We start from the raw sequence: 23,169 nt of genomic DNA on the forward strand, positions 1-23,169 counted from the left end.
GGTTGGGCAGCGCCGCGCAGCGCGCGGCCGCCCTCCCTTATTTCTCCCGGCGCCAGTTCAGCGAGCCGCGGTTTTCCACGGTGCTCGATTCCAGCTCCACGTCGAAACCGCGACGCAGCAGGTACTTCAACGTCAGCACCGAGCCGCTGCCAACCAGCGACACGCCGTAGCCGATGTACAGCTTGGGCGAGATGTACTTGCCCACCCCGATCACCGAGCCGCCCAGCGCGCGCGACTGGCTGACGCCGGCGTCGTCCAGGCCCAGCTTGGCCCCCAGCTGCGAGGCGAGCAGGCCGCTGCCGGCCGACAGCGCCGCCGAGGCCGCGTTGACCTGCTGCGCCTGGTCGCTGCTGGCGCCGGTGAGGCTGCGTCCCAGCACCAGATAGGCCAGCGCTTCGGACTGCGACATCGCCGGATCGGACCACACATCCACGCGCGGCGACTGTGCCCGCCCGGTGACATCGATGCCGGCGGTGACATCACCCACCCGCCGCTCGGCGCGGATGTTGATGCGCGGATCGGAGACCGCGTTGTAGTTCCAGTTCAAGTTGCCACGGGTGATGGTCAGGTCCTGCCCGTAGGCCTTGTACCGGCCGCTCACTTCCAGCCCGCCGTTGGCGGTCATCTCGCGGCCCGGACGCGACCACACCTGCATCTTGCCGCCGAGCGCGCCCTTCAGGCCGAACCCGCTCATCTTGACCTTGTCGCCCAGGCTCACGGTCAGGTCCATGTCCAGCGGCGAGGTCGGCGTTTCCTCCGGATCAACCGGGTCCAGCACCACCACGTCCTCCGACACGGAGGTGCCACGATCCAGCCGCTCCAGGTCCAGGTCGGCTTCGGGAACATGCACGCTGCCGCGCAGCTGCATGGCGGTGCCGGCCAGGGTGAAGTCGAGGTTCGGATTGGCCACCACGCGCAGTTCGGGGGTGTTGGCCAGCAGCACGTTCTCGCCGTGGATATGCAGCTGCAGCGGCTGCGCATCGCCGAACCACGACAGCCCACCGTCCACGTACAGGGTGCCCTTGCCCGAATTGGCCTGCGCGGCGATCTTGGCCGAGCCGTCCGGCTGGGCGGTGAAGCTGCCCTTGCCCTCGGCGAAGGTCAGGCCCAGCGCCGGGAACTCGCCGTTGAAGTTGCTCAGCGTGGCCTCGCCCCCCAGCGACGGCGTGCCGCGCGTCCCGCGCAGGCTGACGTGGCCTTCGATCAGCCCGGTCGGGCGCACGATGTCCGGCGAGAACAGCTCCAGCCAGTACAGCCGCGACATGTTGAGGTACAGCTCGCCGTTGAGCGGCGCACCGGCATCCCAGCCGGTCTGCACCTTGGCATCCACGAAGCCGTTGCCCTGGAAGCCCACACCCAGCTTGGCGTTGATCTGCGCGGGCGTCATTTCCACGTTGACCGAGAACTGGTCGTAACGCACCAGCTCGCCGCGGGCGTTGTCGCCGAGGCGGATGCCGCCTTCCAGCGAGGCGATCTTGACCGCGCCCTCCCAGGCGTTGCCGCGTGGCCGGATGCTGGCATCCAGGGTCAGTTCGCCGCGCAGGTAGATGCGGCGCCCCGACTGCGGCGGCAGCCACGGCTGCACCAGCGCCAGCGGCAGCGCATCGCCGCGCACCTGCAGGCCTTCGCGCGGCCAGTTGGCGCTGGCGCACAGGGCGCCGCCGGTGGCCGCGCCCAGGCAGGTGTCGCTGAGGGTGAACGCACTGCCCTGCACGCTGAAGGTGGAGGGGCCACGCAGGTTCCAGACGTCGCCCTTGACCGGTGCGATGCGCAGCGAGGACAGATCGCCACGCCACACCTGGCCCTGCTGGCGCACGCCGCCCTGCAGCGCGACCGCGCCCAGTTCGTTGCGGGTCTGCGCGTCCACGCGCAGGTTGGAGAGGCTGCCGCGCGCATCCACGTTCAGCGTGTCCAGCAGCATGCCGACCTGCACCTTGCTGCCCTGCACCGCCAACGTGCCGCTGTCGCCCTGCCACGGCAGGCGCCCCTTGATGCTGACCGCCTCGGCGCTCCAGTCGTCCCAGCGCAGCCCGCTGCCGACCAGGTCGGCACTGATGTCCGGCGCGGTGCGCGGCCCCTTCACCAGCACATGGCCGCGCAGGCTGCCGCTGCTGCCCGGCAGCAGATCGTCAAGCTGCACCGGTTCCAGCTGCGCGTCGATATCCAGGCGGTCGCCGACCGAGCCCTTGGCGGTGAGGCGGCTGTTGCCCAGCGCCAGCGCCACATTGCCTTCGCCCTGTGTGCCGCGCAGCGCGAACTGCCCCTTGGCATCCAGCGCGCGCTTGCGCAGCGTGCCCTTGATACCTGGCACATCCACGGTGGCTTCGTAGCTGCCGGCGGTACCGGCCGGGCTGTTGGCCGGCGGCGGCAACTGGCGGCCCTTCGACGCCAGCGCACCGGACAGGCGGCCGTCCCAGCCGGGCACGAAGTACCCCGGGTCGAAATCGGCCAGCTTCACTGCGGCATCCCAGTCCAGCTGCGGTGCCCAGGCCACACGGCCGGTGACATCCAGCGAACCGCCCGGGGTGCTGGCCTGCAGCTGTTTGATCAGCGCGGCCTGGTCGTTGCCGCGTACGTCGAACTGCAGGTCGGCGTTCTGCTTCTCGCGTTCCACCGAGGCCTTGCCCACCGCCGCCCATGCCTTCAGCGTGCCGGCCAGGCCCATCCGTGCCTCGGTCAGCGTCACCGGCACCGGGGCCGCCGCATCCGGCGCGGACGGGTCGGCCGCCGGCACGAAGGTCAGGTCGTTGGCCACGATGGAGAAGCGCAGGCTGGCGTTCTCCTTGTCGGTGAAGTCGGCGGTGCCTTCCAGCCGTGCCTGGCCACCGAAGCCCTTCAGCTGCAGCGGGGCCACGGTCAGCACCTGATCGGCCAGGCCGACCTTGGACGGGGCCAGCTCCAGCGCAATGTCGCCCTGCTTGAACGTGCCGCGCAGGTTGGCCTGGCCGCCCTTGCCATCGGCCTGCAGGTCCAGCGCCATCGGCGTGCTGCCGCTGGCATCCATGCCCGGTACCAGCAGTGCCAGGTCCAGCTCGCGGCTGCGTGCGCTGGCCTTCCACACCGGATCGGTGCGGCCATCGAACACCAGGCTGGCCTGCAGCGGTGCCGGCGCGTTGCCGGCGATGGCCACTTCCATATGCCCCAGGTCGCCCCGTGCCACCAGCCCCAGGCGCGCAGGCGTGCGCCCGCGCGGCGCCGGCATCAGCGCGCCGATGGTGATGTCGGTGTCGTAATCGCTGCGCGGCAGGTAACGGCCGTCGACGCGGAAATCGCCCAGGTCGCTGTCCACCTTCAGCTGCGTGGCGCGGAATTCGCCGTTGGCGATCTCGATCCCGCCGCGCAGCTTGGCGATATCGATCAGCGGCTGCTGCGCCTGGGTGATACGGAACCCGTCGATGATGATCGTGTCGGCCTGCATCGCCAGCGGCATCTCGATCTGCGGCAGCGAGCCCGGCCATGACGGCAGCTCGAAGGGCTCGTCGCTCTTGGCCAGGTTCAGCGTGGCGTTCTTGATCTGCAGCGCGTCCAGCTGCAGCTTGCGCCCCAGCAGCGGCCGGATGTCCGGGTCCAGGTAGGCGCGCTCGGCGGTGAAATGGATGTCGTCGTAGCGGAACACCAGGTCGTGCAGCACCAGCGGTCCGGCGACCGGGCCTTCGACCCTGCTCCAAGTCAGCGAGGCCCCCACCGGCAGCCGCGCCTTCACCTGGGCCAGCAGCACGTCGCGGCCGGCCACGGTCTGCAGCAGCCAGTACAGCAGCAGCAGGGCCAGCAGCACCAGGCCAAGCACGGTGAAACCGGACCAGGCCCAGAACCGGCGCCTGCGGTAGAAGCGCACGCGCGGCGGCGGCGGCGTGGTGGGTGCGGATGGTGTCGGCGTGCTCACAGGTCCGCTCCGATGTTCAGGTACAGCTGGAACTGCGAATCCGGGTTGTTCAGGCCGTGCGCGATGTCCACGCGCACCGGGCCCACCGGCGATTTCCAGCGCACGCCGAAGCCCACGCCGGTATGCAGGTCGATGGTGTTGTCGAACGCGCTGCCGGTATCGACGAACACCGCCGCGCCCCAGGGCCCGCCCTTGAAGTAGTGCTCGTACTCGGCCGAACCGATCACCAGATTCTTCGCGCCCAGCGCGTACTTGTCCGGTGCCGGCGTGCGCGGGCCCACTTCACGGAAGGCATAGCCGCGGATGCTGCGGTCGCCACCGGCGAAGAAGCGCAGGCTCGGCGGCATCGCCACCAGATCGCTGGTCCAGGTGGTGCCCCCTTCGCCGCGCAGGATCAGGCGGTCGCTGTCGCCGATCGGCACATACCAGCGCAGCAGGACGTTGGCCTGCACGAAACTGGTGTCCGAACCGGCGCCTTCGATGCCGCCGCGCAGGGTGGCGCTGCCGCTGACGCCGCGACGCGGGAACAGTTCATCGTCCACATTGACGTAGTCGGCCACCAGCTGCGGGTACACCAGAGTGGAGGTGTTGTAGACCGCATCGGTGAACTCGGTGCCCGAGGCATAGCGCCAGCGCTCGCGCAGCGCGTTGATCGAGGCGATCGCGGTCCAGTTCTCGTTGATCTCGCCGCTGCGGCTGGCGCTCAGCTTGAAGTTGCGCAGGTCGATGTAATCGGTCTGCTCGTCGTAGGCGCTGGCGGTGAAGGCGTACCAGCCATCAAGCCAGTTGAACGCGGGAATGCGGTAGCTGGTCAGCAGGCTCTTGCGCTTCTGCGCATAGTCCAGCTGGGTGTTCATCTTGTGGCCGCGGCTGTTGAGGAAACGGCGCTCCACGCCGCCGCGCACACCGGCACCGCTCTCGCTGCCGTAGCTCAGGCCGGCGGTGTAGATGGTGCGCTTGGCCCGGGTCAGGTTGACGTCCACCGGCACATCGCCGTTCTCGTCGGCCTGGTCCGGGCGCGGCTGGATGTCGATCACGCTGAAGTAGTCCAGCTTGGTCAGCGACTCGCGCAGCCGGTCCAGCTTGCCTTCGTGGAAGTAGCTGCCCTTGTCCCAGTACACCAGCGGGTCGAACAGCTTGTCGACGAAGTAGGCCTGGTGGAAACGGATATCGCCCATGTTGTAGCGGCGACCGCTGTCCCAGGTCAGGTCGATGTCGGCCGCGTTCTCGGCGCGGGTGATCTGCACCTGGCGCTGGGTGTAGTCGGCATCGAAGTAGCCACGCTCGGCCAGGCGCCGGGTCACGACGATCTTGCTGGCCTCGTAGGTGGTGTGCTCGAAACGCTGGCCCTTGCGCGGCTTGAACTTCTCCAGGTCTTCCTGCAGGTACTGGTCGTACTGCGCCGGGCCGGTGATGTCGATGTGCTCGCGCCGCACCAGGGTCGGCGGGCCCTTGTCCACGTGGATCACCACCCGCAGGGTTTCGCCCTCGCGCGGGCTGTCGACCTTGATCACCGGGTTGTAGTAGCCGAACGGCTCCAGCGCTTCGCGGGTCTGGCGCTCGGCCTGGGACAGCAGGTACTCCAGGCGCGACTCGCCCTGGGCCTTGCCGATGGTGTCGTACAGGGACAGCGAGACCTCGATGTTCTCGATCATCTCGGCGTCGTCGCCCTTGTCCAGTCCCTTGATGTCCACTTTCTCGATGGTCCCGCGCGCGTGCGCCACCGAGGCGGTGGCCAGCGTCAGGAACATCAGTGGCAGAGCGAATTTCGTTGGCTGCATGCGGACAGCATAACGGGCCATCGCGAGCATGCGAAATCGGCGGGGGTGTTTCAGAACGACGGTGAAGGACCCGTTAAAGTCGCGCAGAAAGTGGTCTTTGTCGTGCAGGGCAGGATCGATGCCTGCACGTCATCGGACAGAAGCGTCCGCGACCGCACGCGCCCGTCCCCCACACACGACGAAGGCGCGAACGGCCGCAGCCGTCGCGCCTTCGCAGTGGCTGCGGGGCGCGATGCCCCGTGGCCTCAGCTGGACAGGTGCTCGATCGCCGCCACGCTGCCCAGGCGGTCGCCCAGGCGCGTGAGCAGGGCCAGGCGGTTGGCGCGCAGCGCGGGGTCCTCGGCATTGACCATCACCGCATCGAAGAACGCATCCACCTGCGGACGCAGGCGGGCCAGGCGGTTGAGCACGCTGACGTAGTCCTTCTGGTGCAGGCTGGCGTTGCTTTCCTCGATCGCCGCCTCCACCGCTTCGGCCAGCGCGCTCTCGGCCGGTTCGGCCAGCAGCGCGCGGTCGATCATGCCCGGGATCTCGCCCTCGGCCTTGCGCAGGATGTTGCGGATGCGCTTGTTGGCTGCGGCCAGCGCCTCGGCCTCGGGCAGCGCGGCAAACGTGCCGATGGCATCGATGCGGCGGTCGAAGTCGTACAGCGAGGCCGGCTTCAGTTCGGCCACCGCGTTGAAGTGCGTGGCCGGCACGCCCTTGTCGGCGTAGTAGCCCTTCAGGCGGTCGAGGATGAAGTCGTACAGGTCCTGCGGCAGCGCGTCGGTCTTGCGTTCGACACTCGGTGCCACGGCCGCCGGCAGGCCGGCGATGGCCGTACCGATCAGCGCGCGAAGATCCAGGTCGAACCCACTCTCGATCACCGTCCGCGCCAGGCCCAGCGCGTTGCGGCGCAGGGCGAACGGATCCTTGTTGCCGGTCGGCTTCAGGCCCGCGGCGAAACCGCCGGCCAGGGTGTCGGCACGCTCGGCAATCGCCAGCACCTTGCCCAGCGGCGACAGCGCGATGTCGTCGCCACCAAAGCGCGGCTGGTAGGCCTCATCGATGGCCAGCGCCACCTCCGGCGACTCACCGCCGGCGAGGGCGTAATGGCGGCCGGCGATGCCCTGCAGTTCGGGGAATTCGTTGACCATGCGCGACTGCAGGTCGTTCTTGGCCAGCACCGCAGCGCGCCTGGCCAGCACCGGATCCACGCCCACCTGCGGCGCGATCACCTCGGCCAGGGCCACCACGCGCAGCACCTTGTCGGCCACCGAGCCCAGCTTGGCCTGGTAGGTCACCGTCTTCAGGCCCTCGCCCATCGCGTCCAGACCCTGCTTGAGGTCTTCATCGAAGAAGAACTTGGCATCGGAGAAGCGCGGGCGGATCACCCGCTCGTAGCCCTTGGCCACTTCGGCCACGTCCTTGGACTCGATGTTGGCGATGCCGATGAACTTCTCGGTCAGCTTGCCGCCCGCATCGAGCACCGGGAAGAACTTCTGGTTGATCTCCATCGTTTCGATCAGCGCTTCCTGCGGCACCGCCAGGAACTCGCGCTCGAAACTGCACAGCACCGGTGCCGGCCATTCGACCAGGTTGACCACCTGCTCCAGGTTGTCATCGGTGATCCGCGCCTGGCCACCGGCCTGCGCCGCTGCGGCATTGACCGCCTCGACGATGCGGGTGCGGCGCACGTCGGCGTCGACCAGCACGAAGGCCGCCTGCAGCGAGCTGACGTAGTCCTCCGGCGACGTCAGCCACACGGTCTTGTCGTGCATGAAGCGGTGACCGCGGCTCATGCGATCGGCCTTCAGGCCCAGCACTTCGGCCTCGACGATGTCGCCGCCGTGCAGCAGCACCAGCCAGTGCACCGGGCGGGCGAAGCCGTAGGCGTGGCTGCCCCAGCGCATCGGCTTGGGAATCGGCATCGCCGCGATCGCCTCGCGCAGAATCTCCGGCAGCAGCGTGGCGGTGCGTGCGCCCGGCGTGGTGGAGCGGTGCACGAAGCGCTCGCCCTTGGCGTCGCTGGTGCGCTCCAGCGCGGTCCAGTCGATGCCGGCCTTGGCGGCAAAGCCCTGCAGCGCCTTGGTCGGCTGGCCGTCGGCATCCAGTGCGATGTTCAGGTACGGGCCCAGCACTTCGCTGTGCTGTTCCGGCTGCTCCACGGCCACGCCGGGCAGCAGCACCGCCAGGCGGCGCGGGGTCGACAGCGGCTTGGCATCGCCACGCTCGATGGCGACGCCGCGCTTGGTCAGGCCGTCCACAACGCCCTCGAAGAAAGCCTGGGCCAGACCCGGCAGCGCCTTGACCGGCAGCTCTTCGGTGCCCAGTTCGATCAGCAGCGGCAGCATCGTGCTCATGCCTGCACCTCCTTGGCAGCGACGGCTTCGAGGCGCTTGGCCTCGTACAGCTTGGCCACCGCCTGGGCCAGCGCGCGCACGCGCAGGATGTAGCGCTGGCGCTCGGTCACGCTGATCGCACGGCGTGCATCCAGCAGGTTGAAGGCGTGGCTGGCCTTGCACACCTGCTCGTAGGCCGGCAGCGGCAGGCCGACATCGACCAGCTTCTGCGCCTCTTTCTCGCAGGCGTCGAAGCGGTGGAACATCTCTTCCACGTCGGCGTACTCGAAGTTGTAGGTGCTCTGCTCGATTTCGTTCTGCAGGTACACATCGCCGTAGGTCACCGGCGTGCCGTCCGGACCGTAGGTCCACACCAGGTCGTAGACGTTGTCGCAGTTCTGCAGGTACATGCACAGGCGCTCGAGGCCGTAGGTGATCTCGCCGAGCACCGGCTTGCACTCCAGGCCGCCGGCCTGCTGGAAGTAGGTGAACTGGGTGACTTCCATGCCGTTGAGCCAGACTTCCCAGCCCAGGCCCCAGGCGCCCAGGGTCGGCGATTCCCAGTTGTCCTCGACAAAGCGCAGGTCATGCACCAGCGGGTCGATGCCCAGCGCCTTGAGCGAGTCCAGGTACAGCTGCTGGATGTTGTCCGGGCTTGGCTTCATCGCCACCTGGTACTGGTAGTAGCGCTGCAGGCGGTTGGGGTTCTCGCCATAGCGGCCGTCGGTGGGCCGGCGCGAGGGCTGCACGTACGCGGCATTCCAGCTTTCCGGACCGATCGAGCGCAGGAACGTGGCCGGGTGGAAGGTGCCGGCACCGACCTCCAGATCCAGCGGCTGGATCAGCACGCAGCCCTGCTGCGCCCAATACTGGTTGAGGGTCTGGATCAGGCCCTGGAAAGTGATCGGAACGTTGGGAGTCGCGGACATGCGGCGGATTCTTGCCTGCAGGAGGGGTGCGCTAGTATAGCGACGACCACGCGGACACCGCCCCGGCACGCCATCGGGCCGGGCCGGTCGGTACGTCCGGCCGGCGGTACAGACCGCGTTGGCGCGTTCATGGACCGGTCCGGGGGGATACCGGCCCCCTCATTACCGCGTGCAGTGCACGCTACAAGGACCTCGGCAGTGGATCAGCGCCCACCGGTTTCATTCGTCCCCGGCCCGGACGCCTCCGCCCCGCTGCTGCCGGGCCGGCTCGGCTTCGACCAGGTCGCTGCGGCACTGGTCGCCGACGGCCTGGTGGCCGACGCCGATCTGGAGCGCATCCGCTTCTCCGCCCAAGGCGCGCGCAATGCCAGCGAAGTCCATCCGCTGGTGCTGCTGGCCAATCTCAAGCTGGCCGCGGCCGGCGGCGGCGAACTGGGCCTGGAGCGCCTCACCGAATGGCTGGCCACGCGCACCGGCACGCGCTACCTGCGGGTCGATCCGACCCGGGTCGATGTGTCCTCGGTAACCGCCCTGGTCTCCCACGCCTACGCACGCCGCCACCGCTTCCTGCCGCTGGCGGTGGACAGCGAACGGGTACTGGTGGCCACCAGCGAGCCGCTGGCGCAGGAATGGCTGCGCGATCTCCAGCACCTCACCCGGCGCCGCATCGACCTGGCGATGGTCAACCCGCTGGACCTGCATCGCTACACGATGGAGTTCTACGGCGTGACCCGCTCGGTGCGCGGCGCGCGCGGCGACGTCCGCGGCGAGGCCAGCGGCACCCTGCCCAGCTTCGAGCAGCTGGTGGAGCTGGGCCGCGCCGGCGACGTCAATGCCGACGACCAGCACATCGTCCACATCGTGGACTGGCTGCTGCAGTACGCCTACGAGCAGCGTGCCTCGGACATCCACCTGGAGCCGCGCCGCGACATGGGGCGCATGCGCTTCCGCATCGATGGCGTGCTGCACAAGGTGTTCGAGGTGCCGCCGGCGGTGATGACCGCCGTGGTCAGCCGCATCAAGGTGCTCGGCCGCATGGACCTGGCCGAGCGTCGCCGCCCCCAGGATGGGCGCATCAAAACCCGTTCGCCGGGCGGGCGCGAGGTGGAAATGCGCCTGTCGACCATGCCCACCGCGTTCGGCGAGAAGTGCGTGATGCGCATCTTCGATCCCGATGCCGCGTTCAAGAGCATCGACCAGCTTGGCTTCAGCCCGCAGGAAGCCGCCGGCTGGACCGCGCTGGTCGAGCGCCCGCATGGCATCGTGCTGGTCACCGGGCCGACCGGCTCGGGCAAGACCACCACCCTGTACTCCACGCTCAAGCGGCTGGCCACGCCGGACGTCAACGTCTGCACGGTGGAAGACCCGATCGAGATGATCGCCCCGGAGTTCAACCAGATGCAGGTGCAGACCAACATCGACCTGGACTTCGCCAGCGGCGTGCGCACCCTGCTGCGGCAGGACCCGGACATCATCATGATCGGCGAAATCCGCGACCTGGAGACGGCGCAGATGGCCGTCCAGGCCTCGCTGACCGGCCACCTGGTGCTGTCCACCCTGCACACCAACGACGCCGCCTCGGCGATCACCCGCCTGCTCGACCTGGGCGTGCCGCACTACCTGCTGGCCTCCACCGTCAACGGCATCCTCGCCCAGCGCCTGGTGCGCACCCTGTGCCCCAGCTGCAAGGTGCCGCACGTGCTCAGCAGCGAGCAATGGGCGGTGCTGGCTGATGCCGATGAAGCATTACCTCAGGCGCCCACGCCATATGCACCGGTGGGTTGCATCGAGTGCCGGCGCACCGGTTACCTCGGCCGTGTGGGGCTGTATGAGCTGCTGCCATTGGGTTCGCGGCTGAAAAGGATGATCCGCGCGGACATGGATCTGGCCGCATTCAACCGTGCCGCGCGTGCTGAAGGGGTGCGAACCCTGCGCCGCGCGGGGCTTGAAAAGGTGGCGGCAGGGCTGACTACAATCGAGGAAGTCCTGTCCGTACTACCACCCCCGGATGAATCCAGCGCCCTTCCTGATCATTGAAACCGGCCAACCCGTCGCCTCGCTGCGGCGCTACGGGCGCTTTCCGCACTGGATCCGCGTCGCCGCCGGGCTGGATGCCGACGAGACCGTGGTGGTGGACGTCGAGCATGGCCAGGCGCTGCCGGCCCACCAGCAGTTCGCCGGGGTGATCGTGACCGGCTCGGCCGCTTACGTCACCGACCGTGCCGACTGGAGCGAACGCAGTGCCGACTGGCTGCGCACCGCCGTCCATGCCGGTCGCCCGGTGTTCGGCATCTGCTACGGCCACCAGCTGCTGGCCCACGCGCTGGGCGGCGAAGTGGCCTACAACCCGGCCGGACGCGAGTCCGGCACGATCGAACTGGCGCTGGACCCCACCGCCGACAGCGATCCCCTGTTCGCCGGCCTGCCCGCGCGTTTCCCCGCCCACGCCACCCACCTGCAGACGGTGCTGCGCGCGCCCGATGGCGCGGCGGTGCTGGCGCGGTCGGCACAGGACAACTGCCATGCCTTCCGCTGGGGCGGCCAGGCGTGGGGCGTGCAGTTCCATCCCGAGTTCGCCACCCACCACATGCGTGGCTACGTGCGTGCCCGCGCCGACTGCATCCGCCAGCACGGCGGTTGCGCGCGCAGCGTCGCCCGCGCGGTCAGCGCCGCGCCGCTGGCCCGCCAGCTGCTGCGCCGCTTCGTCCGCCAGGCGCGCCTGGCCTGAGCCGTTGGCGTCGTAGCGCCGCGCCCACGCGGGCTTCAGGTCACGCGCGCGGAAAACAGGGATAATCGGGATTCAACGGGCGCCCGCGCCCTTCCCCCCAGTTTTCGGAATGGTATGAGCGAGATTCGCAAGCTGCCGGCCTCTGCCGGCGCGGAATGGCTGCTGTCCGGTTTCTCCCTGCTGCGCAGAGCGCCGCTGGCCCTTGGCCTGCTCGGTGTGATCTGGGCCGTGGTAGCGCTGCTGGTGATGTCGCTGGCGGTGGTCAGCCCGGCACTGAGCACGCTGGCACAGCTGCTGATGGCGCTGGCCGGCCCGCTGTTCTTCGGTGGTCTGGTGTGGGCCGTGCGCGAGGTCGACCACGGCCGCAGCGCGCAGCCCGCGCACCTGCTGCAGGGCCTGCACGAAGGCCGTGCGCTGAACCTGCTGGCCTCGCTGCTGCCGCAGCTGGTGGCTGGCCTGTTCCTCGGCGCGCTGCTGTTGATGCTGATCGGCAGCAGCGGCCTGCAGCACCTCAGCGAGGTGATGGAGCAGCTCAACACCATCAGCCAGTCCGGCGCGCAACCGGACCCGGCCCAGATCGAAGCGCTGGCCGCGAGCCTGCCGGCCGGTCGCATCCTGCTGTGGCTGGCGCTGGTGGTGGCCACCTTCCTGGCGATGGCGCTGGCACTGTTCACCCTGCCGCCGCAGGTGATGTTCGAGCACCGCAACGGCCTGCAGGCGCTGCGCCTGAGCCTGCGCGCCTGCCTGCACAACGTGCCGGCGATGCTGGTGTTCTTCCTGCTCTCGTTCGTGGCCGTGTTCGCCATCTACTTCGCGGTGATGCTGGTGGCGCTGATCGCCCAGCTGATCGGCGGCACCTTCCTGGCCCTGTTCGTGGCCCAGCTGCTGCTGATGGGCGTGATCATGCCGGTGTTCGCCGGGGCCATCTACACCGCGTGGAAGCAGATGTTCGGCCAGGGCACCGAGCCGCCGCCGATGCCGGGCCCGAACAACATGTTCGCCGCCTGATACAGAAAACCCCGGCCTGCGCCGGGGTTTTTTTATTCTTTCTCTCCAACCTGTCGCGAGCGTGAGACGTGCAGCAACCGCGATGGAGCTCGGCTTGCGGTGCGCGTGCGGAACCACCCGGAATCCCCAATGTAGTGCCGGCCGCTGGCCGGCTTCTGCGAGGCGCCCGCGGTCCCGACACCTGCAGACAACGCCCAAGCGCACAGCGGTGTCTCCGTTCGGATCTGCCGCGAGTCTGAGGGGCCCCGTCACGGCCAACAGGCCCCTGGGCAACTGTCCCCCGGCGTCGGCCTGCGGCCGACCCCTCCTCCTTTACGTTGCCCTGGAGCCTGTCGACCGCGACGGGGCTCGGCTTACGGTGCGCGTGCGGAAACCACCCGGAATCCCCCATGTAGTGCCGGCCGCTGGCCGGCTTCTGCGAGGCGCCCGTGGTCCCGACACCTGCAGACAACGCCCAAGCGCACAGCGGTGTCTCCGTTCGGGTCTACCGCGAGCCTGAAGGGCCCCGTCACGGCCAACAGGCCCCTGGGCAACTGTCCCCCGGCGTCGGCCTGCGGCCGCCCCCTCCTCCTTTACGTTGCCCTGGAGCCTGCCGACCGCGACGGGGCTCGGCTTGCGGTGCGCGTGCGGAAAAGCACGCCTTTTTGAGGCGCCTGTTGTTCCAGCACGTGGGCCGCGATGCCCTTGTGGGCGAAGTAAAGGAGGAGGTGGCGGCCGCAGGCCGGCGCCGGGGGACAATCGCCGACAAGGGCATCGTGGCCCAGCGCCCGACCTACTACCCGCCGCGCCTGCAGAAAAAGCCCAAGCGCACAGCGGTGACTCCGTTCGGGTCTACCGCGAGTCTGAGGGGCCCCGTCACGGCCAACAGGCCCCTGAGCAACTGTCCTCCGGCGTCGGCCTGCGGCCGCCCCCTCCTCCTTTACGTTGCCCTGGAGCCTGTCGACCGCGACGGGGCTCGGCTTACGGTGCGCGTGCGGAAAAGCACGCCTTTTTGAGACGCCTGTTGTTCCAGCACGTGGGCCGCGATGCCCTTGTGGGCGAAGTAAAGGAGGAGGTGACGGCCGCAGGCCGGCGCCGGGGGACATTCGCCGACAAGGGCATCGTGGCCCAGCGCCCGACATACCCACCGCCGCGCATTGCATGCGCGCCACGCGGACGGGGGAAGAACCGTGGTGTCCCTACTGCGCCGACGCGCCGGGCGCGGGCCGCGGCACCAGCCAGCGCGCGGCATGGATGCCAAGCTCGTAAAGCAGGCACATCGGGATGGCCAGCATCAACTGCGACACCACGTCCGGCGGCGTCAGCACCGCGGCCAGTACGAAGATGCCCACGACCGCGTACCCGCGACCTTCCTTGAACTGCTGCGGACTGATCCAGCCCAGCAGTGTCAGGATCACCATCGCCACCGGCAGCTCGAAGCTGCTGCCGAAGGCAAAGAAGATCGCCAGCACGAAGTCCAGGTACGCATTGGCATCCGGAGTGATCGCGATCACTTCCGGCCGGAAGGTGGTGAGGAAGTGGAACACCGCCGGCAGCACCAGGAAATAGGCGAACGCGCAGCCGAGATAGAACAGCAGCACCGACGACACCAGCAGCGGCACGGCCAGCCGTTTCTCGCGCGCATACAGCCCCGGCGCCACGAAGGCCCACAGCTGGTACAGCAGCCACGGCACCGCCACGAACACTGCCACAAAGAAGGTCAGCTTCAGCGGCGCGAAGAACGCACCGGCCGGGTTGGTCGCGATCATCGACTGCCCGAGCGGCAACTTCGAGATCAGCGGTTCGGCCAGCCACGTGTAGATCTTCTGGCTGAAGGGCATCAGCCCGAGCAGCACCACGCCCAGCCCAAGCAGGGCACGAACCAGGCGCGCGCGCAGTTCGATCAGGTGTTCAACCAGCGAACTTTCAGGGGAACTGGTCTCGCTCATCGCGGGGCCTCCGGCGACGGAGGGGCGTCCGCACGCGGCGCACTGCCATCGATACCCGGGGGCGCGGCCGCATCATGCGCCGCATGCGGTACCGGGGCCGGATCGACCGCTTCATCGTCCTGCGCTGTCGCGTGCTGGGCCATGCTCGCCGGCGAACCCGGGACCGGCCCGGTCATCAACGGCGCGGCAGCGTCCTCGGCAACCGCGTTGCCGTGCTGCTGCACCTGGCCGCGCATCTGTTCGGCTTCGCGCCGCACCGCCTCGCCGCTGGCACGCAGCTGTGCTTCGGTGTCCTGCACCGACGCCTGGACATCACGGAACTGACGCTTGATCTCTTCGGCGTGCAGCTCGCGCTCCAGCTCCTGCTTGACCGAATCCCACTGGTTGCGGGCACGCCGCACCCACAGCCCGGCAAAGCGCGCGGCCTTGGGCAGGCGCTCGGGACCGAGCACGACCAAGGCCACTACCGCGATGACCAGCAGTTCACTGAAACCGATATCGAACACACCGACCGCCCGGGATCAGCGCGGGTCGCGGTCGTGCTCGGCCTGCGACGACTTGGCCGCGTCCTGCTGCGAGCGCGACGCATCGCCGAGCTGCGCGGTCGGCTTGTCGTCGTCGTGCATGCCCTTCTTGAATTCCTTGACGGCGCTGCCAAGGTCCTTGGCGCCGCTGGTCAGCTTCTTGGTGCCGAACACCAGCAGAACGATGACCAGCACGACCAACCAATGCCAGATGCTGAAACTGCCCATGAGCTGCTCGCGTTACGTAGTGATCAGACGGTTGAGCATAGCGCACCGGTGGTAAGCCGGCGCGCGTGACGAAAGTCAGTTGCCGTCCAGCGATTCAGTCCGGACTTCACCGTCGCCGACCGGCTGGAAGCCCTGCTGGGGCGCAGGCTGCGCCGGCACCGACTGGAGCGGTGCCGTGGTGGCGCCTGCGGTGCTTGCAGGCGCTGCCTGTTCAGCCACGGCCGGCGCGGCCGCGCGTGCTGCCGGGGCGGGTGCGGAACCCGCCGTACCGCGCTTCTCGCGGGCTGAATAGGTGGCTTCTTCCAGACGGTCGCGGAAGGCCACCACGTCGATCGACGGCGGCTCGCCCACGCGGCCTTCGAAGACCATGCGCGGGGTGGTATTGCTGCCGTAGGCATCCAGGTTGGCCGCGTCGTCGATCTGCAGCACGGCACCGTCCAGCGCCACGCCGGCGAACAGGCCACGCGCGCGCGACCACGACCAGATCTCGGCCTTCAGCTGGCCATCGGTGGCCGCTGCGGCATTGCGCCCCACCGGACCGGCCGCCACGCCGGCATCGGCGCCCAGGGTGAACTTGCCGTTGACGAGATTGTCCAGGCTGCGGTCGTTGCGGAACACCAGCACCACATCCGAGGACTGCACGCCGGCCTGGAAACCGATGCTGCCACCGGTGAGCTTCACGAACACCGGGTTGGACCAGCTGCCGTCGGGCATCTTTACCGACATCAGGCCGTGGCCACGGCGACCGCCGATGACCAGGCCCGCCTTGATCGTGTCGGGAATGACGACGACCGCGCGGCCTTCATCCAGCAATTTGTCCGGAATACCCTGCTCCGGAATGTCCTGGATTTCATTGAGGACGCGCACTGCGTTGCGCGCACGCTGGTCCTCCTGTGGGCCGGCCATTGCCTGGGTCGACAACAGGCTGGCGGAGATCAGCAGAACAAGGCTCAGGCGGCGCATGGCGGGCTCCAGAAGTCGGGACACAGGAAGATAGAGCAAGTAACTGAAATTAGAGGGGTTGCGATGAATCAGCAATGAGTGTCCCGGTCGAGAATACACGCCCCCGATGGGCACAATGCGGTCTATCAATCCCGACAATCGCGTAGACCTGCGAGAATAGTCTCATGCTCGACGCACCCGACACCGCCGTGCTGGCGGTCAATCTAGGCACCCCCGAAACGCCCACCGCCCCGGCGGTCCGTCGTTACCTGGCCGAATTCCTCAGCGATCCGCGCGTGGTCGCGATTCCGCCGTTACTGTGGAAACCCTTGCTGTACGGGCTGATCCTGCCGCTGCGCAGTGGCCGGTCGGCCGCCAAGTACGCCCAGGTCTGGCTGCCCGACGGGTCGCCGCTGATGGTCTACACGCGGCGTCTGGCCGAGGCCATGCAGGCGCTGATGCCGAACCTGCGGGTGCGCCACGCGATGCGCTATGGCGCCCCCGCGCTGACCGCCGAGCTGGACCGGCTGGCCACCGAGGGCATGCGCCGGATCGTGGTGCTGCCGCTGTATCCCCAGTATTCGACCACCACCACCGCCTCGATCGAGGACCAGGTGCGCGACTGGCAGCCGCGGCACCCCGGCGTGACCGTCACCCTGGTGCGCGATTACGCCGTCGACCCGGACTGGGTGTCGGCCGTGGCCGCCAGCATCCGCCAGTGGTGGGCGCAGCACGGCCGCGGCGAGAAACTCGTGTTCTCCTTCCACGGCATCCCGCAGCGTCTGGCCGATGCCGGTGATCCGTATCCGCAGCGCTGCGAGGCCAGTGCGCAGGCGATCGCGCAGGCGCTGGAACTCGGTGCCGATGACTGGACGTTGACCTACCAGTCGCGCTTCGGCCGCGAGAAATGGCTGCAGCCCTATGCCGAACCCACGCTGTGGGCGCTGGCTGAAAGCGGCACCCGCCGCATCGACGTGGTATGCCCCGGCTTCGCCACCGACTGCCTGGAAACGCTGGAGGAAGTCGCGCTGGGCTTCACCGAAACCGTCGCCGAGCGCGGCGCCACCATGCGTTACATCCCCTGCCTCAACGATGCGCCCGAACACGCCCTGGCGTTGTCGCGGTTGAGCATCGCCGCGCTGGCATGAGCCTGCAGCCGTTCTCCATCGACGTTGCCGGCAGTACGGTGGCCGGCCTGCGCGCGTCGGTGCAGGGGGGCGCACGCGTGCTGGCCCTGCACGGCTGGCTCGACAACGCGGCCAGCTTCGTACCGTTGGCCGCCCAGCTGCCGGGCCTGGACCTGGTGGCGATCGACCTGCCCGGGCATGGGCACAGCGCGCACCTGCCGCCCGGCACGCAATACAACACGCCCGGCGCGATCTGCCATGTGCTCGACGTTGCCGACGCGCTCGGCTGGGACCGTTTCACCCTGATCGGCCACTCGATGGGCGCCGGCATCGCCAGCCTTACCGCGGCCGCCGCGCCGGAGCGTGTCCAGCGCCTGGTCGCGATCGAGGCGCTTGGCGGCCTGCGTGGACCGGAGAACGAAACCGCGCAGCGGCTGCGCGAGCATGTCCGCGCCGCGCGCGCCCTGCCCGGCAGGAACCTGCGCGTGTTCCCGGACCTGAGCACCCCCATCCGGGCCCGGATGATGACCAACCAGCTCAGCGAGCCCTGCGCGCGGCTGCTGGTGGAACGCGGCGTCAAGGCCGTGGACGGCGGCTACAGCTGGTGCAGCGATCCGCGCCTGATGCTGCCCACGGCGATGCGGCTGAGTGAGGCGCAGATCGACGACCTGCTGGCGGCCATTGAATGCCCCACCCAGGTGATCTACGCCACCCCCGCGCAGTCCTACTACCCCGAGCCGCTGCGCAGCCAACGCATTGCCCTGCTGCGCGATGGCCGCCTCGCCGTGTTCCCCGGTACCCACCACCTGCACATGGAACACCCGCAGCAGATTGGCGACGTCATCCGCGGTTTCCTGACCGCCTGACCCACGGCGCGCACGGCCGTCGCGCGCATGCGGCGGCGTACTGCGACATCGTGTCGCACTCAATTTTCCGTGCGCCCGACCGATACCGTGGAGGCAGGCGGGAGGACCCCGCCTGTGTCGTCGCATGCTCCGCCGCCGCGAAGCCGCGCATCACCCCAGGCTTCCAGGGACCGTCGTCGCCATGCCGTACTGGCCGTGCCATCGCCCACAGGACCGGGCCATGACGGGGGTGATCGCCACCGCCGCCACGTATGCGCACTGCGGCCCCTGCCCGCTTCTTCCCTTCGCTGCCGTGTCCGCTGCTGCCGCAGTGTTCGACGCGGCATCCGCCTGTCCGCACATGCGGTAACGGCCTCTTGCTTCCTGCTGATTCCGGAGTCGTCATGTCTGCCCTTCCCAACACCCCTTCCCGCCCGCCGGACCGTTCACGCCGCCCGGTCCTCGACACCGACACGGTGATGCTGCTGGGCGCCGCCGCGCTGTTGGTCGCCGCGCTGGCGATGGCCATCTGGCAACGCCAGCCCGCACCGTCGCTGGCCGCTGCGGTGGGCGCCGCCCTGCTGTGCACGATGGCAGTGCGCCTGCGCCGGCAGACCCGCTCCGTTGCGCTCGCCGCCGGGCGCGCTGCCGATGCGGCCGACGATCTCGCCCGGCGCCGCGCGGACGAAGACGCCGGTCATCACGAGAACGCGCAGATCCGGCAGGCCCTGGACGTGTCGCGCACCGCGATGATGATCGCCGACAACGACCACGTGATCCGCTACGTCAACCAGTCCGTGATCACCCTGCTGCGCAACCAGCAGAGCAACCTGCGCGAGGCATTTCCCGATTTCGACGCCGAGCGCCTGGTGGGCAGCAGCATCCACCGCTTCCATGTCGATCCGGACCGCATCCGCGGCATCCTCAATACCCTGAGCCAGGCCCATCACGGCCGCGTGCGGATCGGGCCGGTGCACTTCGCCCAGGTGGTTACGCCGGTATTCGATGCGCGCGGGCAGCGCCTCGGCTTTGCCGTGGAGTGGCATGACCGTACCCAGGAACTGCTGCTGGAGACCGCCGTCGCCGGCATCGTCGCCGCGGCCACCAAGGGCGACCTCGATCAACGCCTGCCCGCCAGCAACAGCGGCGCCAGCTTCCTCGACGGTCTGACCGGCGGCATCAACCAGCTGCTGGACAGCGTTGGCAGCACCGTGGGCGAAATCCGCCGCGTGCTCTCGGCGCTTGCCGAAGGCGACCTGGACCAGCGCATGCACGGCGAATTCGACGGTTCGTTCGCCGCCATGCAGCGCGATGCCAACGCGACCGCCGCCCAGCTCACCGCGATGGTCGAGCGGATCAAGCAGTGCACCGGCTCGATCTCGCTGGCCGCCAGCGAGATCGCCAGCGGCAACAGCGATCTGTCCGAGCGCACCGAACGGCAGGCCGCCCACCTGGAAGAGACCGCCGCCTCGATGGAAGAGCTCACCTCCACCGTGCGTCAGAACGCCGAGCATGCCCGCCAGGCCAGCGCGTTGGCGCAGGGCGCGCATGATGTCGCCAGCCGTGGCAGCGAGGTGGTCGGCCGCGTGGTCACCACGATGGACACCATCCAGGGCGCCTCCACGCGCATCGCCGACATTACCCGTGTGATCGACGGCATCGCCTTCCAGACCAATATCCTTGCCCTCAATGCCGCCGTCGAGGCCGCCCGCGCCGGCGAGCAGGGCCGCGGTTTCGCGGTGGTGGCCAGCGAGGTACGCATCCTCGCGCAGCGATCAGCCGATGCCGCCAAGGAGATCAAGCATCTGATCGAAGACGCCGCCAGCCATGTCGCCGACGGTGCACGCCTCGTGCAGGACGCCGGCCGGACCATGCAGGAGATCGTCAGCAGCGTTGCCGGCGTGAGCGGCATCATGGTCGAGATCTCCTCGGCATCGCAGGAGCAGGCCGCCGGTATCGACCAGGTCAACCAGACCGTCGCCCAGATGGACGATGCCACCCAGCAGAACGCCGCGCTCGTCGAAGAAGCCAGCGCCGCGGCGCGTCTGCTGGAGGGCCAGGCGCAGGAGCTGACCGAGGCTGTCGCCGTGTTCCGCCACCAGGCGCACAACGACGCCGCACCGCAGGGAATGCGCACCGCAGCGTGATCCGCGCAACGCGATGAAACGAAAAACGGCGCCCGCGGGCGCCGTTTTTTGTGGGCGGTTCGCAGGCAGGTCCCGGCAGGTACCGACCGCTGGTCGGCACATCCCACGGGTATCGCGTGCGTCCCGTCGTTGATCGGCACATCCCACGGAATTGGCGTAGGTACCGACCGCTGGTCGGCACGCTCCATCACCGCGCGCACGGCCCGACGCTGCGCGCCGTCGCCCGACCAGCGGTCGGGCGCTACCGGGGGTTGCAGTGCATCGGCATCGATCCGTGGCGCCGCGTCCCGATGTAGACCGGCTCCCGGTAGGTGCCGACCGCTGGTCGGCACGCTCCATCACCGTGCGCAAATCCCGCCGCCGCGCGCCGTCGCCGCGACCAACGGTCGGGCGCTACTAAGGGATTGCAATGCATCCGCATCGATCCGTGGCGCCGCGTCCCGATGTAGACCGGCTCCCGGTAGGTGCCGACCGCTGGTCGGCACGCTCCATCACCGCGCGCCGTCGCCCGAAACGCACAAAGAAAAAACCCCGCTGCGTGAGCAGCGGGGTTTTGGGGGTGTAAACCCTGGCGATGACCTACTCTCGCATGGCTTAGGCCACACTACCATCGGCGCAGCTGCGTTTCACTTCCGAGTTCGGGATGGGATCGGGTGGTTCCACAGCGCTAATTTCACCAGGGAGACGGTTGGAGCGTCGCCATCCAAACAACGGATTTAGGCGCCTGCCTCTCATAGTTCTTGTGACGTAGCGTGCACTTGGTATCTAACGACATGTCATGTCGGCCAAGGCAACTTGAGGTTATATGGTCAAGCCACACGGATCATTAGTATCAGTTAGCTCAATACATTGCTGTACTTACACACCTGACCTATCAACCACATAGTCTATATGGTTCCTTCAGGGGGCTTGTGCCCCGGGAGATCTCATCTTGAGGCGCGCTTCCCGCTTAGATGCTTTCAGCGGTTATCGCTTCCGAACATAGCTACCCGGCAATGCCACTGGCGTGACAACCGGAACACCAGAGGTTCGTCCACTCCGGTCCTCTCGTACTAGGAGCAGCCCCTCTCAAATCTCCAACGCCCATGGCAGATAGGGACCGAACTGTCTCACGACGTTCTGAACCCAGCTCGCGTACCACTTTAAATGGCGAACAGCCATACCCTTGGGACCGACTACAGCCCCAGGATGTGATGAGCCGACATCGAGGTGCCAAACACCGCCGTCGATATGAACTCTTGGGCGGTATCAGCCTGTTATCCCCGGAGTACCTTTTATCCGTTGAGCGATGGCCCTTCCATACAGAACCACCGGATCACTAAGTCCTAGTTTCCTACCTGCTTGATCCGTCGATCTTGCAGTCAAGCACGCTTATGCCTTTGCACACAGTGCGCGATGTCCGACCGCGCTGAGCGTACCTTCGAGCTCCTCCGTTACTCTTTAGGAGGAGACCGCCCCAGTCAAACTACCCACCATACACGGTCCCCGACCCAGATAATGGGCCCAGGTTAGAACGTCAAGCACGACAGGGTGGTATTTCAAGGATGGCTCCACTGCAGCTAGCGCCACAGTTTCATAGCCTCCCACCTATCCTACACAGACGAACTCAACGTTCAGTGTAAAGCTATAGTAAAGGTTCACGGGGTCTTTCCGTCTTGCCACGGGAACGCTGCATCTTCACAGCGATTTCAATTTCACTGAGTCTCGGGTGGAGACAGCGCCGCTGTCGTTACGCCATTCGTGCAGGTCGGAACTTACCCGACAAGGAATTTCGCTACCTTAGGACCGTTATAGTTACGGCCGCCGTTTACTGGGGCTTCGATCAAGAGCTTCGCCTTGCGGCTGACCCCATCAATTAACCTTCCAGCACCGGGCAGGCGTCACACCCTATACGTCCACTTTCGTGTTTGCAGAGTGCTGTGTTTTTGATAAACAGTCGCAGCGGCCTGGTTACTGCGGCCCTCTTCAGCTATAGCTCGCATGAGCCACCAAAAAGGGCGCACCTTCTCCCGAAGTTACGGTGCCATGTTGCCTAGTTCCTTCACCCGAGTTCTCTCAAGCGCCTGAGAATTCTCATCCTACCCACCTGTGTCGGTTTACGGTACGGTCTGCGTAAGCTGAAGCTTAGGAGCTTTTCCTGGAAGCGTGGTATCAGTGACTTCGCCTTAAAGGCTCGTCTCGGTGCTCGGTCTTAAAGGATCCCGGATTTGCCAAAGATCCAAACCTACCGCCTTTCCCCCGGACAACCAACGCCGGGTACACCTAACCTTCTCCGTCCCTCCATCGCACTTACGCGAGGTGCAGGAATATTAACCTGCTTCCCATCGACTACGACTTTCGTCCTCGCCTTAGGGGCCGACTCACCCTGCGCCGATTAACGTTGCGCAAGGAAACCTTGGGCTTTCGGCGTGCGGGTTTTTCACCCGCATTATCGTTACTCATGTCAGCATTCGCACTTCCGATACCTCCAGCAGACTTCTCAATCCACCTTCAACGGCTTACGGAACGCTCCTCTACCGCGTACATATAAATATGCACACCCCAAGCTTCGGTTCACTGCTTAGCCCCGTTAAATCTTCCCCGCAGACCGACTCGACCAGTGAGCTATTACGCTTTCTTTAAAGGGTGGCTGCTTCTAAGCCAACCTCCTGGCTGTCTGTGCCTTTCCACATGGTTTTCCACTTAGCAGTGAATTTGGGACCTTAGCTGTGGGTCTGGGTTGTTTCCCTTTTCACGACGGACGTTAGCACCCGCCGTGTGTCTCCCATACAGTCCGTC

General features: G+C 67.4%; 14 protein-coding genes and 2 rRNA genes (1 of these 16 only partly in view). 6 read left to right on the forward strand and 10 right to left on the reverse strand.

The genetic code is table 11. The annotated features are described in order from the left end of the window. Positions 1 to 37 precede the first annotated feature (37 nt). The 4 genes from ACLB90_RS09310 to glyQ form a co-directional block, all read right to left on the reverse strand. On the reverse strand, positions 38 to 3,883 hold the full coding sequence (locus ACLB90_RS09310; protein ID WP_411852651.1) for a translocation/assembly module TamB domain-containing protein: 3,846 nt from the start codon (positions 3,881 to 3,883) through the stop codon (positions 38 to 40). Then, a complete protein-coding gene (locus ACLB90_RS09315; RefSeq protein WP_411852652.1) occupies positions 3,880 to 5,664 on the reverse strand; it encodes an autotransporter assembly complex protein TamA in 1,785 nt (594 codons plus the stop codon). The genes ACLB90_RS09310 and ACLB90_RS09315 overlap by 4 nt, the downstream gene beginning before the upstream one ends. Positions 5,665 to 5,909: 245 nt before the next feature. After that, positions 5,910 to 8,006, reverse strand: coding sequence for a glycine--tRNA ligase subunit beta (gene glyS, locus ACLB90_RS09320; RefSeq protein ID WP_411852653.1), 2,097 nt, complete (start codon positions 8,004 to 8,006; stop codon positions 5,910 to 5,912). Next, positions 8,003 to 8,914, reverse strand: a complete 912-nt coding sequence (gene glyQ / locus ACLB90_RS09325; protein WP_411852654.1) for a glycine--tRNA ligase subunit alpha — start codon at positions 8,912 to 8,914, stop codon at positions 8,003 to 8,005. Before glyQ ends, glyS begins: the two co-directional genes overlap by 4 nt. Positions 8,915 to 9,112: 198 nt before the next feature. On the opposite strand from glyQ, the gene ACLB90_RS09330 reads away from it, so the two are divergent. The 3 genes from ACLB90_RS09330 (at position 9,113) to ACLB90_RS09340 (ending at position 12,650) form a co-directional block, all read left to right on the forward strand. Next, positions 9,113 to 10,951, forward strand: a complete 1,839-nt coding sequence (locus ACLB90_RS09330; protein WP_411852655.1) for a GspE/PulE family protein — start codon at positions 9,113 to 9,115, stop codon at positions 10,949 to 10,951. Then, positions 10,923 to 11,642 (forward strand): glutamine amidotransferase, encoded by a 720-nt coding sequence (locus tag ACLB90_RS09335; protein WP_411852656.1) that lies wholly within the window; start codon positions 10,923 to 10,925, stop codon positions 11,640 to 11,642. Before ACLB90_RS09330 ends, ACLB90_RS09335 begins: the two co-directional genes overlap by 29 nt. A gap of 114 nt (positions 11,643 to 11,756) precedes the next feature. After that, positions 11,757 to 12,650: a BPSS1780 family membrane protein gene (locus tag ACLB90_RS09340; RefSeq protein ID WP_411852657.1), complete on the forward strand. Its 894-nt coding sequence runs from the start codon at positions 11,757 to 11,759 to the stop codon at positions 12,648 to 12,650. Positions 12,651 to 13,828: 1,178 nt separating this feature from the next. Here the strand turns inward: ACLB90_RS09340 and tatC are convergent. The 4 genes from tatC to ACLB90_RS09360 form a co-directional block, all read right to left on the reverse strand. After that, on the reverse strand, positions 13,829 to 14,578 hold the full coding sequence (gene tatC, locus ACLB90_RS09345; RefSeq protein WP_411852658.1) for a twin-arginine translocase subunit TatC: 750 nt from the start codon (positions 14,576 to 14,578) through the stop codon (positions 13,829 to 13,831). Further along, positions 14,575 to 15,084, reverse strand: coding sequence for a Sec-independent protein translocase protein TatB (tatB, locus tag ACLB90_RS09350; protein WP_411852659.1), 510 nt, complete (start codon positions 15,082 to 15,084; stop codon positions 14,575 to 14,577). The genes tatC and tatB overlap by 4 nt, the downstream gene beginning before the upstream one ends. Positions 15,085 to 15,099: 15 nt before the next feature. Then, on the reverse strand, positions 15,100 to 15,330 hold the full coding sequence (tatA, locus tag ACLB90_RS09355; RefSeq protein ID WP_411852660.1) for a Sec-independent protein translocase subunit TatA: 231 nt from the start codon (positions 15,328 to 15,330) through the stop codon (positions 15,100 to 15,102). A 75-nt stretch (positions 15,331 to 15,405) separates the two neighbouring features. Next, entirely contained in the window at positions 15,406 to 16,293 is an 888-nt protein-coding gene (locus ACLB90_RS09360) for a lipid-binding SYLF domain-containing protein (protein ID WP_411852661.1), read from the reverse strand. 164 nt (positions 16,294 to 16,457) lie between these two features. On the opposite strand from ACLB90_RS09360, the gene hemH reads away from it, so the two are divergent. The 3 genes from hemH to ACLB90_RS09375 all read left to right on the forward strand — a co-directional run bounded on the left by hemH (position 16,458) and on the right by ACLB90_RS09375 (position 20,391). Beyond that, positions 16,458 to 17,420, forward strand: a complete 963-nt coding sequence (gene hemH, locus ACLB90_RS09365) for a ferrochelatase (RefSeq protein ID WP_411852662.1) — start codon at positions 16,458 to 16,460, stop codon at positions 17,418 to 17,420. Continuing rightward, entirely contained in the window at positions 17,417 to 18,265 is an 849-nt protein-coding gene (locus tag ACLB90_RS09370; RefSeq protein ID WP_411852663.1) for an alpha/beta fold hydrolase, read from the forward strand. Before hemH ends, ACLB90_RS09370 begins: the two co-directional genes overlap by 4 nt. A gap of 383 nt (positions 18,266 to 18,648) precedes the next feature. Beyond that, entirely contained in the window at positions 18,649 to 20,391 is a 1,743-nt protein-coding gene (locus ACLB90_RS09375; protein WP_411852664.1) for a methyl-accepting chemotaxis protein, read from the forward strand. Between the two features lie 566 nt (positions 20,392 to 20,957). Here ACLB90_RS09375 and rrf read toward each other — a convergent pair. Next, positions 20,958 to 21,072 (reverse strand): 5S ribosomal RNA (gene rrf / locus ACLB90_RS09380). 124 nt (positions 21,073 to 21,196) lie between these two features. After that, positions 21,197 to 23,169: ribosomal RNA gene (locus tag ACLB90_RS09385) — 23S ribosomal RNA — on the reverse strand; it runs 906 nt beyond the window's last position.

The organism is Stenotrophomonas sp. LGBM10 (genome assembly GCF_046736075.1).
Taxonomy (GTDB): Bacteria; Pseudomonadota; Gammaproteobacteria; order Xanthomonadales; family Xanthomonadaceae; genus Stenotrophomonas.